The sequence below is a fragment of the Baekduia sp. Peel2402 genome (genome assembly GCF_052567285.1).
In genome coordinates this window covers 535,025-550,200 of sequence record NZ_CP199582.1, presented here as the reverse complement: position 1 = coordinate 550,200, position 15,176 = coordinate 535,025, and the positions used below count along the sequence as shown (strand labels likewise).

The window sequence follows — 15,176 nt, the reverse complement described above, 5'->3', positions numbered from 1 at the left end:
GCGAAACGGGCCCGCCACACGCCGGTACGCTCGCGTGGAGATGCTCGTCCGGCGAGCCAGCCTCGGAAGCGGCGTATGCGCAGCGATCGTGTGCATGCTGGCGGCTCCTGCGGCGGCGCGGCCGCGCGTCGGGTGCACGTCCGCCCAGGCGACCACGGCCGCGGCCGGGCGCCCGACCGCCGCGCTGGCCTGGCGCGCGCGCGTCGTGCGACCGGTCCCGGTGTACGCCAGGCTGCCCGGGAACGGGCGCCGGCCGGCGCGCGCCGTGCGCCCGCGGGACGCCTCGTGGCTGATGGTCACGCGCGCCGCCGAGGACGCGCGCGGGCGGTGCTGGGTGCGGGTCCGCCTGCCGTGGCGGCCGAGCAGCGCCTCGGGCTGGGTCAACGCGAAGCGCGTTCGCCTACAGCCCACCCGCTGGCGGATCGTCGTGTCGCGCACGCACCGGACGCTCACGCTGCTGCGTCGTGGCACGCCGGTGCTGCGGTCCCGGGTGGTCATCGGCGCGCCGTCCACGCCCACGCCGGGCGGCCACTTCGCCGTGCTGTGGGTCCAGCCCGGGTCGGCGCGGTCGTTCCTCGGCCAATGGGTGATCGGGCTGACCGCCCACAGCCGCGTGCTGGACACCTTCGACGGGGGAGACGGGCGGATCGCGCTCCACGGCCGCGGAGCGCAGAGCCTGCTCGACCCGCTCGGGAGCGCTCGCAGCCACGGCTGCGTGCGGCTGCCCAACCGCGTGATCGATCGGCTCGTGCGCCGCGTCGGACCGGACGCGCTGCCGGGGGTGCGGGTGGCAATCCGCTGACCCGGCGACCCGCCGAGGCGGGCCGCCGGGTTGGCGTGGGGTGGGGTCAACCGGTGACCGGCGCTGCTCGCCGGCGAGGGAAGAAGCTGTCGCGCAGCGCGACGGTCGCCTCTCCGCTGGAGGGGATGGTCACGGTCCGGCGCGAGCGGTTCGTGATCGCGCGGATCGTGCGGGTGGCACCATGCGCGGTCTCGATGACCGTGCAGCGGTCGCCGGGCGAGAGCTCGGGGAACGCCCGCGACACGGTCCGTGCGCGCGTGCGCGCCGGGATGCGGAACACGTAGGCGTGCAGCGGTCCGCCGCAGGAGACCTTGATGGTGACCGGGCCCTGCCGGCCCGCCGCGGGTCCGGCGATCGTCTTGGACACCCGCAGCGCCCCGGAGGACCCCGACCCGACGCTGGCCGCGGCCACCTCGGTGGGCGCGTCGTAGCGGTTGGACACGGTCACCGGGACCGTCGTCCCGCCGAGCACCGCCACCGTCTGGCCGCTGCCACTGACGGTCGTGGTGATGGCGCCGCTGTCTCCGCCGTCGACCTCAGCCACCGTGCATACCGCGCCCGCCGGCACCGCGATCTGGCGCGTGACGCTGCCGGCGGCGGTCCCGGCAGGGATGGCGACGTCCTGGGTGAAGCCCGCCAGATCGCAGGTGACGCGAAGGGTGACGGCCGCCTGGCGCCCGGCCGACGGCCCGGTCACGGACTTGGTGACCAGCAGGGCTCCGGTCCCCGGCGCGGGGACCGGGACGTCGACCAAGCTGTAGGTGTCGGTCAGTTGCGCCGTCGCGGTCCTGTCGGCGTCGATGGTCACGGTGCGGTCGCTGCCGACGACCACGACGTTGACGGCGGTGGTCCCGCCCGATCCGTCGGCGGTCTCGGTTGTCACGCACCGCGTCCCCTCGGTGATGCCGGAGTAGGTCCGCGTCTGCGTGCCGGTGGCCCCGGCGTCGCTCACGAAGTCCGGCCGGTCGACGGCGTCGTCGCACTCCACGTGGATCACGACGCGGCCCTGCGATCCGGCCGCCGGTCCGGCGATGGTCTTCGTCACCCGCAGCGCTCCGGACGCGCGGAACTCGGCGCTGGCCCGAACGGTCGTGAACAGCTCGCCCGTCTCAGCGAGAATCAGCTTTTGAGCGTCCTCGACGTCTCGGATGTTGCCGTCATAGAGGAAGACGTTGCCTCTGGGCACCGTGGCGCGCGCGGAGGCTTCGAGCACCGCGGTCCCCGGCGAGCTGGACCGCAGCCAGATCCGCTGACCGGACGGCACCTGGTCGCCGTTGGCGATCGGCTCGGTCGCAGCCGCGTCGGCGAACATGTCGGCGCCCGTCGCCGCGAGGGCGGCGGGCGGCTTGTCGGTGGTGACCGTGAACGGCCCGAGCACCCCGGAGCCCGAGCGCGACGGCGGATCGATCGACACGGTCGGCGGATCGGGCTCGACCACCGGCCCCGCCGCACGGATCTCGTTGACGATCGCCACCACGGCGGCGTGCAGCGGGTCGCTGGTGCTGAGGACGTACCGGTCGGTGAAGAACCAGATCGCCGCCTGCACGGCCGCGGCCCGCTGGTTGAGGTTGGTCAGTGAGGCCGGCTCTTCGGTGTGCGGGTAGTACCGGTTCAGCAGGCGCGCCACGTACCCGACGTTGGGCACGTTGCCGGCGTCCCAGGTGCCCAGCGCGTAGCCGTACCCGATGTTGGTGCCCGTGGAGATGTCGATGCAGTAGAGGCTGAGCTCGTCTCCGCCCGGGGGAGGCTTGGCGTGGATGATGCCCGCAAAGCCCTCGTTAAGCGTCGACCACCCGGATCCGGGGCCGGTCGACGGATTGCTTGCCGGGTAGCCGTCGGCCACCGGGTCAAAGGGATTGGCGGCGTTGGGGATGAACCCGCGGACGCTCTGACCCGACCCGAGGCGGTTGATCACCAGGTCGGTGTTCGAACGACTCGAGGCCGGGGCTTCCGGCCCTGCACCGCCCACCGCCATCGCGCCGCTCGCGTCGAGCAGCGACACCGCGCACGTGAGGACCAGGGCGAGGGATCCGCGCCGGATGAGACGGCTCATGCCATCTACCTCCACTATTGGGATATGCCGAGCGATGTGGGGTTGCATCCGCCTCGGCGCCGCACGGCGAACGGCGAGGCAGCACGCCGAGCATCTCACCGCTGGCCGTCACGGAAAACCCCGACCTTCCTCAACCCGCGCCATCTTGGCCCCTGGCCGCCCGCATTCGGCGCGTCCGCATTGACCGCAACGCGGTCCATCGCGCAGTCATGGGACGGCGGCGCCCTGACCGTGGTCGGCGTCTGTCCGCTGAAGAACCATTGGACGCAGGAGACAGCCGTGTTCCACATCGTTTTGCAGCGCTCATCGACGCTGGCGCCGTTGCGTCGCGCCATCGCCGGTGGGATGTTCGCCTGACTTGGCAGCGGTTGGGCGTCGAGGTCCTTTCGCAAGAGCTTCGTCGACGCGACCTTCGCGCAGCGGCCGCCTCCCGCGAGTACGTCGCCGCCGTTTGGCGGTGCCGGACCAGCATGCGCGTGCCAGTGCGGCAGGACCGAAGGCGATCCGGAAGCGGTGACCTGCCAGTTGGCCGGTGAGTGGTACGCAGCGCGCGCCGGGGGAGACCGGCGTTCGGTCGAGGCGCTCTGGCGGCCCATCGGCACGTCCTGCCGTTCTGGCTCTGGTTGGCGTATTAGGCGTGCGGTGACATCATCGCCGGCTCGCGAACCGCCGGCGTCTAGGCCGGAAGGGCGTACGGGCGGTGAGGCCGGTCGGTCGGCGATGGAGAGCGATCACCTGATCTCGTTGTGAGGGTCCTAGCGCCACGGCGCGCTCGTCGCCCTGCGGTGCTCGTGCACCGCGACTCAGAATCAGGATCAAGGTGATCAACATGAGCAGGATCTCTCGCCTCGTCGTCTTGGCGACGTCGATGGCGGCGGTCGTCGGCGCGCTGGCCGGGACGGCCAGCGCCCTTACCTGGCACGTCAGCGGAACCGGGTCGTTCGCCGTCACGGGCCCCCAGGTGACGCTTTCGGCGACTAACAGCAACCTGGTTTGCCCGAGCTCCTCTGGCACAGGCACGTACACCGCCGGCTCGTTCGCTGGGGCTACCTACAGCGGGGTCACGGGCTCGTTCACTTACCTGGGCTGCTCCCTCGCCGGTCAGAACACGTCAGCCAGATGCGGGTACGCCCTGACTTTGACGGCGCAGCCGACCGTGACTGTGGTGACGACAGGAACAATGGACTTGACTTGTGACGTGACTCTGTTCAGCTCGATTAAGATCTGCCATGTCGAAGGTACGGCGCCCGCGATCTACACGAACAACGCCATAGGCGCGGACACGCTGGTCATCGCGACTTCGTCGACCCTGCGATCGACTGGTTTGGGCTGTGTCCTTGGCCCGAACGACTTCACGCACATCGCCGCGACGGTGTACACGGTGACCTCGAACGGCGGGAACGGCCCGCACATCGTGCGCACTCCGTGATCGCCTGACCCCGAAGCGGTGGTCGCGGTTCGCGCGGTTCTGCTCCGACGGGCGGCCCACCCTCTCTGGGGTGGGCCGCCGGGCCGCACCGACGCGGAATGATGGAAGATCATCGATGTCTTGTCGCCAGTGGCGCTTGGCTGCGATGCGCCGGCACTCGTGCGCCAATTACATCTACCAAGCTATGGTTCGCTGATCGTGCGCCTACCTGCCCTTGCCCTGACCACGCTCGCCGTCGTGCTTGGCGCCTCGTCGGCCGCTGTCGCTCAGACCGACAACCCCAACGAGAAGACCACGGTCACGGACATCCAGTACCGCATCTCCTACAGCCAGGAGATCCCCGGGAACTGCGCGGTCCTCGGGTTCTCCCAGTGGGAGGCCGCCAAGTTCAAGGGCTGGGAGGCCTTCCAGGTTTCGGTGACCTTGGGGACGCCGCCGTCGTCCCGCACCGACAGCTTCCCGGTGTCCCCGCCGCCCAAGTACGACGATGAGCTCAAGTACGGTGGGAACGTCGTGTCGCCGCCCAACGGCAGCCACTGGGTGCTGATCGGCGATGGCAGCTACCGCGCCGGGCCGCCGCCGGCGGAGGCCGACTGCCAGGCGATGCTCACGCGGTCCCAGGCCGTGATCCCCGACCACAAGGTCACGACGTCCTTCCGCCGCACGAGCACGTGCGCGACCAAGTTCGACAAGCTGACCAAGGCGCAGAAGGCCGTCAAGAAGGCCAAGTCCAAGAAGGCCAAGGCCAAGGCCAAGAAGAACCTGTCGAAGGCCAAGAAGGCCTTCAGCAGCGACTGCTCCCAGTAATCTCCCGTGGCCGCTCCAGCCGCCGGCGGCCCCGCTCGCATCAGGGTGCTCCACTGAGATTAAGCGCCACGGGCGCATTCGGTGAGAGTTCTCCCCCATCGGGGGCCCACCGGTCTGTTTCGATGCCCGGCCATGCGCGCTCTGCTCGGGGTCCAGGCCGGCGTCGTCGCCGCATCGACCGTCCTCGCCATCCTCGCCGCGCCGACCCTCGCGGCTCCAACGCCCACCACGACGCTGGCCACCGGCAACGCCGTCGGCGGGCCGCTGGCGTCGACCTCCGGCCAGGTCGGGGCGACGATGACGCCCGACGGCCGCTACGTCGTCTTCCTCTCCAACACCACGGACGTCGACGGGGGCGGCGCCGATGGCCCGCGGCGCGTCTTCCGGCGCGACCGCCGCACCGGCGCCGTGATCCGGATCGACGTCCCGGACCCAGGGCGCGGTGGCGCCATCGACGGCCCCAGCTCGCGTCCGACGATCTCCGACGACGGCAACCGCGTGGCCTTTGAGTCGGCGTCGGGCCGCCTCGTCCCCGCCGACGACAACGGCGGCGCCGACGTCTTCGTGCGCGACGTCGCGGCGGGCACCACGACCCGTGCCGGCGTCCGCGTCGACGGCACGCCGGTGACCCTCAACCAAGGCAGCGGCCAGGACAACCTGCGGCCGATGATCAGCGGCGACGGCACCACCGTCACCTGGATCTCCGTCGAGCGCGCGATGACCAGCTCGTCCTCGACGCTCGACCACTTGTGGGCCCGCCGCCTCGACCAACCCGGCGCCGACCGGATCGACGCCAGCACGTCCGGCGGGGCTCCCAGCGGCAGCGTCTCCGCCGCCACCTCGCCGACCATCAGCCGCGACGGCCGCTTCGTCGCCTTCGCCACCGGCGCCACCACCATCGTCGCCGGCGACGTCAACGGCCAGCGCGACGTCTTCGTCCGCGACCGCCAGCTGCAGACCACCAGGATGGCGTCCTTGTCCAGCGGCGGCACGCAGGGCACCGGCGAAGCCGACGACCCGGCGATCAGCGCGGACGGCACGGTCGTCGTCTTCCAGAGCTCGGCGCCCAACCTCGTCGCGGGCGACACCAACGGCGTGACCGACGTCTTCGCGCGCGACCTCGGCTCCGCCCAGACCAGCCGTGTGAGCGTCAAGCAGAACGGCGACGAGGCGACCTTCGGGTCGATCGCGCCGGTGGTCTCGGCCAACGGCCGCTTCGTGGCGTTCCTGACGCCCGCGGCGCTGCTGGGCTCCGACAGCGAGGCGACCCCGGGCAACGACGTGTACATGGCCGACCGCGACACCGGTGCCCTGACGCGGGCTTCGGTCGTGACCGACGGCAGCCCGTCGGTGTCGACCGCGGCGACCAACGCGCTGGCGATCTCCGCCACCGGCCGCTTCGTCCTCTTCGACAGCCTCGGCGCGTTCGTGCCCACCGACACCAACGGCCGCGGCGACGCCTACCTGCGCGACAACGCGCTCAACTCGGCGCCGACGTCGGTCCCGAAGGCGACCGCGACGCCGGGAGACCTGGTGGTCCAGGTCGACGGCACCGGCTCGACCGACCCCGACGGCTGGGTCGAGGGCTACTCGTGGTCCTTCGGCGACGGCACGACGGCGGCGGGGCCGACCGGTCCGCACCGCTACGCGCAGGCCGGCCGCTACTCCGTTGTCCTCACGGTCACCGACAACGACGGCGCGACGAGCACGCAGACGACGACGGTGGACGTCAGCGCGCCAGTCCCAGGCCCCGGGGCGCCGACGCCGCCCGGCTTCGTCCCGCCCAGCGGCGGGCCGCCGCCCGCCGCCAAGCCCAAGGCCCCGCACAACCTGAAGAAGCCCGGGCTGAGCGTCGACAAGAAGGACCCCAAGCTGCTGCGCTGCACGTCCGGCCAGTGGGAGGGCAAGCCGAAGTTCAGCTACCGCTGGCTGCGCGACGGCAAGGCCATCAAGAACGCCAAATCGAGCCGGCACCGCATCGCCAGGGCCGACGCCGGCCACCGCGTCAGCTGCCGCGTCACCGCCACGATCGCCGGCCGCCCGGCAGGCACCGCCACCAGCGCGTCGCGCCGGATCCCGGCCGCGCACAAGAAGACCTCCAACAAGCGCAAGAAGGGCTAGTCCAACCCATGTCCGTCCGCCGTCTCCTGGGGCTCGCGCTCGCGCTGGGCGCCCTCGCCGTCCCGTCCGTCGCGCACGCCGCCGACACCACGATCACCTTCAACGGGCTGGCCGCCGGCACCGACATCCGCGACCAGTACGCCGACCAGGGCGTCCTCTTCGGTCCTGCGTCGGCCTTCACGTTCCCGCCCGCCTACACGGACTGCTCGCCCGGCAAGGCCCTCGCCTTCGAGAACCAGCTCCAGCTCGGCCGCTGCGGCGGCACCAACGAGTTCCCGTTCTACGCGACGATGGGCGCCTTCGGCAGCCCACGCGGGAAGATCAGCATGCGCCTCTCGGCGCCCGGCACCGGCGACAGCGCCGACGAGACGACGACGCTCAGGGTCTTCAACTACTCCAAGAACCTGGTCGCCAGCGCGACGGTGCCCGACACCGTCGCCGGGCGCACGCTCTCGATCACCCGGGGCACGCCCGACATCTACTACTTCACGATCGTCCGGGACGGCATCAGCTCCAACCCGCCGACGGTCGACGACTTCACCTTCGACAACCCGCCCGTCCCGCCGGACCCGCACATCGGCTTCGGCATCGAGGACCTCCCCAGCAGCCACCTGCGGCAGGGCGGCAGCATCGACATCACGCTGCGGATCCTGCGCCTGGGCGGCTCCACCGGCGCCGTCGACCTCAACGTCACCGGCCTGCCGGCGGACGTCAAGGGCACGATCTCGCCCGACCCGGCCACCGGCTCGGCGTTCCTCACCAAGGCGACGCTGCACCTCACGGCCGACAGCAACGCGGTGCTGCGCCACCTCGAGCCCAAGGTCACCGCGACGCCCTCCCCGAGCGCCGGCGACGTAGGGGCCGAAGCCAGCTTCGCCGTCGACGTCGTCCGCCCGTTCGCGCTGACGCTGCAGGACACGCAACCGGCGGTGGCGCCGTGCTCGCCGTCCTCGATCCCGATGCGCCTGGACGTCGAGACCGGCTTCGCCGATCCCATCAACCTGACCGTTACGCGGTCCAATGACGCGGTCAAGGCCGACCTGCCGGCCACGTTCACACCCGGCTTCGGGACGCCGCCGACATCGATCCCGGTCAGCGCCGACACCACGGCCAGCACCAGCACCACGCTCACGGTCACCGCCCGCTCCGGCTCCTTCTCCTCCACCGGCACGGTGACGGTCGGCCGCTCCACCGGCGAGGTGACCAGCGTCCTGCTCATGCCCGGCGGCGGCCGCGTCACCAACGCGCTGGCCCCGTCGATGGGCCGGCCCGGCAGCTTCCTGCGGCTGAACGGCCGCGGCCTGTGCCCCAACCAGACCGTCAAGTTCGGCGGTGGCGACCCCACGGGCGCGCCGTTGGAGAACGTCGCACCCGACGGCAGCCACGGCTTCGTCCACGTCCCGATCACCGCCACCAGCGGCCCCGTGAAGGTCAGCGGCCCGGACGGCAGCCTGACCAGCACGTCCCCGCTGGGCATCATCACGTTCGCCAACACCTTCGGGTTCCCGTTTGCGAACTTCAACTCCGCGGGCCCGGCGTGGGAGGACATCGTCAAGCTCTACGGCACGGACAAGACCAACGTCCGCGTCAACGTCTGCGAGGACATCACCTTCGGGTTGGTCAGCTGCGGCGTGACGTCGTTCGTCCCGCGGGCCGAGGTGCTCATCTACTTCGGCACGCAGAAGGACCTCGGGGAGAAGGGCAACTGCTATGGGTTGAACCTCGCGGCCTACCGCCTGTGGTCGCGCGGCCGGGCGCTGTCGGACTTCGCGCCGGCCGGCGCGGAGAACCCGTTCGGGCTCGACGGAGCCGCCGGGCCGGCGGGACCGCTGCGCGCCTACGTGCGCCTGATGATGCTCGCGCAGAACTCCAGCGAGGTGCTCAGGCTCCGCACGATCGTCGGCAAGCAGAACGCCGGCTCCATGTACCAGGCCATCGCCGCCGGGCTGGCCCAGAACCACCCCGTCATGTTGTCGCTGAAGGGCGAGGACTCCGGGCACTCGGTCGTCGCCTATGGGCTGACGCCGACGGCCACGGGCTATGACGTCGAGGTCTACAACCCCAACGACCCGCACACGGCGGACGACGACGCGCGTCCCAGCACGCACGCCCTCAACCTCGAGAACAGCCGCGTGCACGTCGACACCGCCAAGAACACGTGGTCGTTCACCGAGCTGGGCTACGGCGGCGGCTTCGACAAGATCGGCGCGTACGACATCAGCAAGACCCCGCAGTCGCTCTCGCCGCCCGTGGGGCTCGACGACCTCCTCGTCTCGATGGGCGTCGACGCCGCGCCGACCGGGCCCGACGGCAAGCCGATCGACGACGCGGTCCGGCTGCCCGCCGAGACCGGCGGCAAGGGCGGGCCGAGCACCGACCTGATCCCGCGGGGCGAGGCGCTCGCGACCTCGCTGGCCGGCGCGGGAGAGACGGTCGCGCTGCTGGGCAAGGACCATTCCTTCCAAGTCGCGGGCGGCGGCAAGACGCTGACGCTCGACGCCGCCGGCGAGATCGTCGGCGTGCGCGGCGCGAGCAAGAACCTGCGGTTGACGGCGACGAGCGCCAGCGGCGCGACGACGCGCACGGCGGCCGCGACGTTCCCGGGCGGCGGGGATGACGCCATCGGGTTCGGGACGGCCTCGGCGCTGACCGTCAAGGCCGGCGCAGCCGGTGGCGCCGTCTCGCTCACGCTCGGCCAGGTCGGGCCGCGCGGCGCCGGGTCGATGACGGTGGCGGGCCTGCGCCTGCGCGGCGGCGAGACCGCGACGGTCCGTCCCGCCTCCTGGTCGACGCCGGGCGCCGTGAAGGTCTCCATCCGGGGCAAGGGCGGCAAGACCCGCAAGCTCACGCTGCGCGGCCACGCCGCCAAGGCCCTGTCCAAGGTCACGGCGCTGAAGGCCAAGGCCGGCAAGGGCGGCCAGGTCACGGTCACCGCCAAGGCCAAGCTCCCGGCCGGCGGCGTCCCGGCGACCGGCACGCTGGTCTGGCAGGCGCGCAAGGGCAAGAGTACGCGCGCCGTGCGCAAGGGGAGCGTCGCGATCGGCGCCGACGACCTGGCCGCGGTCGCCAACGGCAAGGCGCTGAGCTTCCGCGTCGGGGCGCCGAAGGGCACCTACAAGGTGAAGGTCGCGCTGGTCATCGGCTCGACGGCCAAGGGCGGCGTCGTCCCGGCGCTGGCCAAGCGCACGACGAACGTGACGGTGAAGCTCACCTAGCTTTCGGCGACACGCGCGCGGCGCCCTGTCCGCTCTGGTTAGGCTTCACCCTTATCCAGAGCATGGGCAGACCAGAGCTGGCGAGCGCAACGGTGCCGCTCCTCGAGCGTGACGCCGAGCTCGCTGCGGCCGAGACGGCCCTCGCGGACGCCCGTGAGGGCCGCGGCCGCGTCCTGCTCGTCGAGGGCGCGGCGGGCAGCGGCAAGAGCGCGCTGGTGGGCGCGATCCGGACGTTGGCCGAGTTGCACGACCTCGGCGTGCGCCACGCGATCGCCGGCGAGTACGAGCGCGAGTACGCCTTCGGCTGTGTTCGCCAGCTCTTCGAGCCGCTCCTGCGCTCCGCCTCCGCCCAGGAGCGCGCGGAGCTTCTGGCCGGCGCGGCGGCGCCCGCCGAGTGGGTCGTGGCCCCGCCCGCCGGCGCCGGCGTCGAGCACGCCGCCGCGGGCTTCGCCGCGCTGCACGGGATCTACTGGCTGACGGCGAACGTCGCGGCCGCCGGTCCGCTGCTGCTGGTCGTCGACGACGTGCACTGGGCCGACGACGCCTCGGTGCAGGCGCTCGGCCACCTGGCCCGGCGGATCGCCGACCTGCCGGTCGTCCTGGTCGTCGCGCTGCGGCCACAGGAGCCCGGCGCGCCCGCCGCGCTGATCGACGACCTGCGGGCGATCCCGGGCGTCACGCGGCTCACGCCGCGGCCGTTGAGCGAGCGCGGGGTCGCCGCGATCGTCCGGGCCGGTGCGCCCGAGGCGACCGACGCGACCTGCGCGGCCTGTCACGCCGCCAGCGCGGGCAACCCCTTGTACCTGCGCGAGCTGCTGCGCACCTTCGACGGCGGTGACGGCGCCGCGCTCGGCGCGCCGGAGACCGCCGCGCTGGTCGCCGAGGCGTCGGTCCCGACGCTGGCCGCGCGCGTCGGCCGGCGCGTCGCGAAGGTCGCTGCCGGCGCGCCCGCGCTCGCCGTGGCGATGGCCGTGCTGGGCGACGGCGAGTCGCTGCAGAACGCCACGTTGCTGGCCGGCTTGGACGCCGGCGCCGCCGCGGGCATCGCGCGGCGCCTGCGCCACATCGAGGTCCTTGACACCGAGGATCCCTTTGCGTTCGTCCACCCGCTGGTGCGTCGGTCGGTCTACGACGAGCTGTCGATCGCCGAGCGCGACGCGGCGCACACCGAGGCGGCCCGCCTGCTCCAGAAGGCTGGCGCACCGCCCGAGGCGATCGCCGCGCACCTCTCCGCGCTGCGCCCGGCGGGCAACGACGCGGTCGTCGCCGGGCTGCTGGCCGCCGCCGAGGCCGCGACGGCGCGCGCCGCGCCCGAGGCCGCGATCCGGCTGCTGACCCGCGCGCTGGAGGAGGGCGCGGCGACGCCGCCGCGCGGCGAGCTGCTGCTGGCGCTCGGCCGCGCCGAGCTGGTCGTCCGTGACCCGGCTTGCGTGGCGCACCTCTCCGAGGCGCTGGAGCTGACGTCCGACCCGGCGCGGCGCGCCGTCGTGGGCGTCGAGCTGGCCTCCGTCCTGGCCGCCGCGGGCCAGTGGGACGCCGCGCGGTCGCTGATCCTCGACGGGCTGCGCGAGATCGACGAGGAGGACGTCGAGCCGATCACCGACCTCGAAGCGCTGCGCGCCGCGCTGATGACCAACGACCCGGAGCTGGCGCCCCTGTTCCCGGCCGAGCGCGCCCGGTTCGAGGCGCTGGCGGCCGGGCCAAGCTGGTCGGCCCACGCGCTGGCCGCGCTGCTGGCCGCCCAGGTCGCGCTGTCGGGCGAGGAGCCCACGGGCGCGAGCGACTGGGCCGAGCGCGCGCTGCGCGACGGCGTCCTCATCGGCGAGCGCGACGCCGGCAGCTGGGCCGGGACGCAGGTGATCATGGCGCTCGCCTACACCGAGCGCTACGACCGGGCGCTCGAGGTCGCCGCCGACATCGAGCGCGAAGGGCGCCGCGGCGGGTCGCTGATCGGGCTGCTCGGCGGCCCGGCCTACCGCGGGCAGGTCGCCCATCTGCGCGGCGACCTGCGCGCCGCCGAGGCCGACCTGCGCACGGTGCTCGACCTCGCCAACCAGACCGGGATGGCGATGTGGTCGGTCAGCCTGTTCTTGATGTACCTGGACGCGCTGCTGGAGCGCGAGCAGCTGGACGACGTCGTCGCGATGGTCGAGGCGTTCACGCTCCCACCCGCCTTCATGGCCTCCACCTCGGGCGGGATCCTCGCCTACTCCCGTGGGCGCCTGCGCGTCGCGCGTGGCGACCGCGAGGGCGGCCTGGCGGACCTGCGCGCGGCCGAGGAGGTCCTGCGACCGCTGGGCTTCGGCCCCAACTACTTCCCCTGGCGCTCCGCGCTCGCGCTCGCGCTGCCGGCGGAAGACCGCGACGCGGCGGTGGCCCTGGCCGACGAGGAGCTGGGGATGGCGCGCGCGACCGGCCTGCCGCGCGCGCTGGGCGTCGCGCTGCGCGGGCGCGCGCTGCTGGAGCCCGGGGCGGAGGGGGTCGCGCTGCTGGAGGAGTCGCTCGCGGCGCTCGAGCGCTCGGAGGCGACGCTGGAGCGCGCGCGCTCGCTGGCCGCGCTCGGGTCCGCGCTGCGCCGCGGGCGCCGGCGCGTGGAGGCGCGCGAGCACCTCGCCGCCGCAATGGAGCTGGCGCACCGCTGCGGCGCCGACCGCCTCACCGCGCACGCCCACGAGGAGCTGCGCGCGGCCGGCGGCCGGCCGCGCCGCGTCGCCCGCAGCGGCGCCGACGCGCTCACCGCGTCGGAGCTGCGCGTGGCCCGCCTGGCCGCCGCGGGACGCGCCAACGTCGAGATCGCCCAAGAGCTCTACGTGAGCGTCAAGACGATCGAGACGCACCTGTCGCACGCCTACGCCAAGCTCGGCCTTTCCGGCCAGGGCGCGCGCGGGCGACTGGCTACGGTCCTCGACGTGACGTGAGGGATTGCCGTTGTGCAGGGCTGCGCGCCATGCGTCGCGCGCGCCGATAGCTAACTGAGGTGATCCTCAACTGTGAAGGCGCCACCATCGCTGATGTAGCCTTTGCGTGATGGCGACCTCGGCTTCGACCCCCAATCGCGGCGCTCGACGTCGCGCCCAGACGCGTGCGCGACTGTTGGAGGCCGCACGCGAGCTGTTCGCGGCCCAAGGTGTCGACGCAACCCGCGTCGGCGACATCAGCGAGCGGGCCGATGTGGGGGCGGGCTCGTTCTACAACCACTTCGCCGACAAGGACGCGATCGTCGAGGCGGTGCTGTCGGAGGCCGCCGAGGCCAACGGTCGGCACGTCGACGAGCTGACCGGCAGCTTGGACGATCCGGCAGAAGTGATGGCTGTTGCTCATCGGCACTTCGTGCGACTGGCTCAGGTCGACCCGACGTTCGCGCTACTCGTCGTCCGTCTGGATCTGTCGCACCGCCTGCTGAGTGCGACGCTGGGGCCTCGTGCCACGAAGGACCTGGAGGCCGGGGTGGAGGCTGGGCGCTTCGACGTGCCTGACGTCGGCGTTGCCCTGCACGCGATGGGCGGGGCGCTGCTGGGTGTCATGCGCGGCGTCATCGATGGTGCCGTCGGTCCTGACGCCGACGTCCTGCACGCCGAGGGCGTGCTGCGCAGCCTCGGTGTCCCGAAGGCGCAGGCGGCCAAGATCGCGCGCCGCCCGATGCCCGAGCGTTAGGCGAGCGCGTCCGCGCGGATCTCAATACCTGGTCGAGCAGATCAGAATTGACAAAGCTCTCAGTTTTGGCCTACGGTCTCGGCCATGCGTCTGAGAACCGCCCCTGACGGGCTGCTGATCGCCGACCAGGACCGGTGGGTGTCGCTGCCCGCGGCCCTGGAGGCCACCGGGTCCCGTGACGCGCAGCTGGCCGCGGCGGCGACCGACGTGCTGAGCTTCCTGCGCGCCGGCGACGACACGCGCGCCGCGGCCGCCGCCGTCCTGGCCGAGGTGCGCGACGACCCCTCGGTCGCCGGCGATCCAGCCGCCGCAGGGCTGCCGTTCAGCCCGCGCTCGGTCCGCGCGTTCATGTTGTATGAGTCGCACGTCATCCAGTCCAGCCGGATGCTCGTCAAGCACTACTTCCCGACCCCCGTGTGGAAGGTCGTCAGCGGCTACGAGCGCCTCACCGGGCGCACGTTCCCCAAGCTGAAGCCCAACCAGCGCTTCTGGTCGGCGCCGACCATGTACATGGCCAACCACACCATGACGCTCGCCGACGGCGACGCGATGTGGTGGCCGAGCCACACCAAGGCCTTGGACTTCGAGCTCGAGCTGGCCTTCGTCCTGCGCAAGCCGCTGATCGACGCCACGCCCGAGGAGGCGGTCGACGCGATCGGCGGCTGGCTGGTGCTCAACGACTGGACCGCGCGCGACGTGCAGGCCGACGACGCGCGCCACAACGTCTTCGGGCCGGTGATCAAGTCCAAGACCTTCGCCAACTCGCTGGGGTGTGACGTCCTCACCGCCGACGAGCTCGGCGACTGGCAACGCGCGACCGGCCGCGTGCGCGTCGACGGCGAGGTCTGGTGCGAAGGGACCACGGCCGGCGCCGCCCACGACGTCGGCGCGATGCTCGCCTACGCCTCGGCCGGCGAGCGCCTCGACGCGGGCGACGTCTTCTCTACGGGCACGATGCCCGGCTGCTGTGGCCTGGAGATCGAGCGCTTCGTCCGGCCCGGCCAGACCGTCGAGCTGGAGATCGACGGCATCGGCACGGTGACCAACCGCATCACCCCCGATGCTGGGCCGAGCACCGCGGTCGCCGCCTGACCC

9 protein-coding genes are annotated in these 15,176 nt (G+C 72.6%); 8 read left to right on the top strand and 1 reads right to left on the bottom strand.

The genetic code is table 11. The features are described 5' to 3' along the window. Window positions 1-94: 94 nt before the first annotated feature. A complete protein-coding gene (locus tag ACT01A_RS02735; protein ID WP_445150710.1) occupies window positions 95-802 on the top strand; it encodes a L,D-transpeptidase in 708 nt (235 codons plus the stop codon). 46 nt (window positions 803-848) lie between these two features. On the opposite strand, the gene ACT01A_RS02730 is transcribed toward ACT01A_RS02735, so the two are convergent. Further along, window positions 849-2,855 carry a thioester domain-containing protein gene (locus tag ACT01A_RS02730; protein ID WP_445150709.1) on the bottom strand — a complete coding sequence of 669 codons (2,007 nt, stop codon included), beginning with the start codon at window positions 2,853-2,855 and terminating at the stop codon, window positions 849-851. An 829-nt stretch (window positions 2,856-3,684) separates the two neighbouring features. Here ACT01A_RS02730 and ACT01A_RS02725 point away from each other — a divergent pair. The 7 genes from ACT01A_RS02725 (at window position 3,685) to ACT01A_RS02695 (ending at window position 15,173) form a co-directional block, all read left to right on the top strand. Beyond that, the gene (locus ACT01A_RS02725; protein WP_445150708.1) at window positions 3,685-4,284 is read left to right on the top strand and encodes a hypothetical protein; all 600 of its coding nucleotides are present in this window, start codon (window positions 3,685-3,687) and stop codon (window positions 4,282-4,284) included. A gap of 198 nt (window positions 4,285-4,482) precedes the next feature. After that, window positions 4,483-5,091, top strand: a complete 609-nt coding sequence (locus ACT01A_RS02720; RefSeq protein WP_445150707.1) for a hypothetical protein — start codon at window positions 4,483-4,485, stop codon at window positions 5,089-5,091. Between the two features lie 132 nt (window positions 5,092-5,223). After that, window positions 5,224-7,212 carry a PKD domain-containing protein gene (locus ACT01A_RS02715; protein WP_445150706.1) on the top strand — a complete coding sequence of 663 codons (1,989 nt, stop codon included), beginning with the start codon at window positions 5,224-5,226 and terminating at the stop codon, window positions 7,210-7,212. Window positions 7,213-7,220: 8 nt separating this feature from the next. After that, a complete protein-coding gene (locus ACT01A_RS02710; protein ID WP_445150705.1) occupies window positions 7,221-10,427 on the top strand; it encodes a hypothetical protein in 3,207 nt (1,068 codons plus the stop codon). A gap of 62 nt (window positions 10,428-10,489) precedes the next feature. Further along, window positions 10,490-13,345: an ATP-binding protein gene (locus ACT01A_RS02705; protein ID WP_445150704.1), complete on the top strand. Its 2,856-nt coding sequence runs from the start codon at window positions 10,490-10,492 to the stop codon at window positions 13,343-13,345. Between the two features lie 109 nt (window positions 13,346-13,454). Continuing rightward, entirely contained in the window at window positions 13,455-14,081 is a 627-nt protein-coding gene (locus ACT01A_RS02700) for a TetR/AcrR family transcriptional regulator (RefSeq protein WP_445150703.1), read from the top strand. Between the two features lie 84 nt (window positions 14,082-14,165). Beyond that, window positions 14,166-15,173 carry a fumarylacetoacetate hydrolase family protein gene (locus ACT01A_RS02695; protein ID WP_445150702.1) on the top strand — a complete coding sequence of 336 codons (1,008 nt, stop codon included), beginning with the start codon at window positions 14,166-14,168 and terminating at the stop codon, window positions 15,171-15,173. Window positions 15,174-15,176 lie beyond the last annotated feature (3 nt).

Bases quoted from the DNA above. Each gene is read 5' to 3' on its own strand.
- ACT01A_RS02715 (WP_445150706.1), top strand. From the start codon at position 5,224: ATGCGCGCTCTGCTCGGGGTCCAGGCCGGCGTCGTCGCCGCATCGACC.
- ACT01A_RS02700 (WP_445150703.1), top strand. From the start codon at position 13,455: ATGGCGACCTCGGCTTCGACCCCCAATCGCGGCGCTCGACGTCGCGCC.
- ACT01A_RS02695 (WP_445150702.1), top strand. From the start codon at position 14,166: ATGCGTCTGAGAACCGCCCCTGACGGGCTGCTGATCGCCGACCAGGAC.
- ACT01A_RS02735 (WP_445150710.1), top strand. From the start codon at position 95: ATGCTGGCGGCTCCTGCGGCGGCGCGGCCGCGCGTCGGGTGCACGTCC.
- ACT01A_RS02725 (WP_445150708.1), top strand. From the start codon at position 3,685: ATGAGCAGGATCTCTCGCCTCGTCGTCTTGGCGACGTCGATGGCGGCG.
- ACT01A_RS02730 (WP_445150709.1), bottom strand. From the start codon at position 2,855: ATGAGCCGTCTCATCCGGCGCGGATCCCTCGCCCTGGTCCTCACGTGC.
- ACT01A_RS02705 (WP_445150704.1), top strand. From the start codon at position 10,490: ATGGGCAGACCAGAGCTGGCGAGCGCAACGGTGCCGCTCCTCGAGCGT.
- ACT01A_RS02710 (WP_445150705.1), top strand. From the start codon at position 7,221: ATGTCCGTCCGCCGTCTCCTGGGGCTCGCGCTCGCGCTGGGCGCCCTC.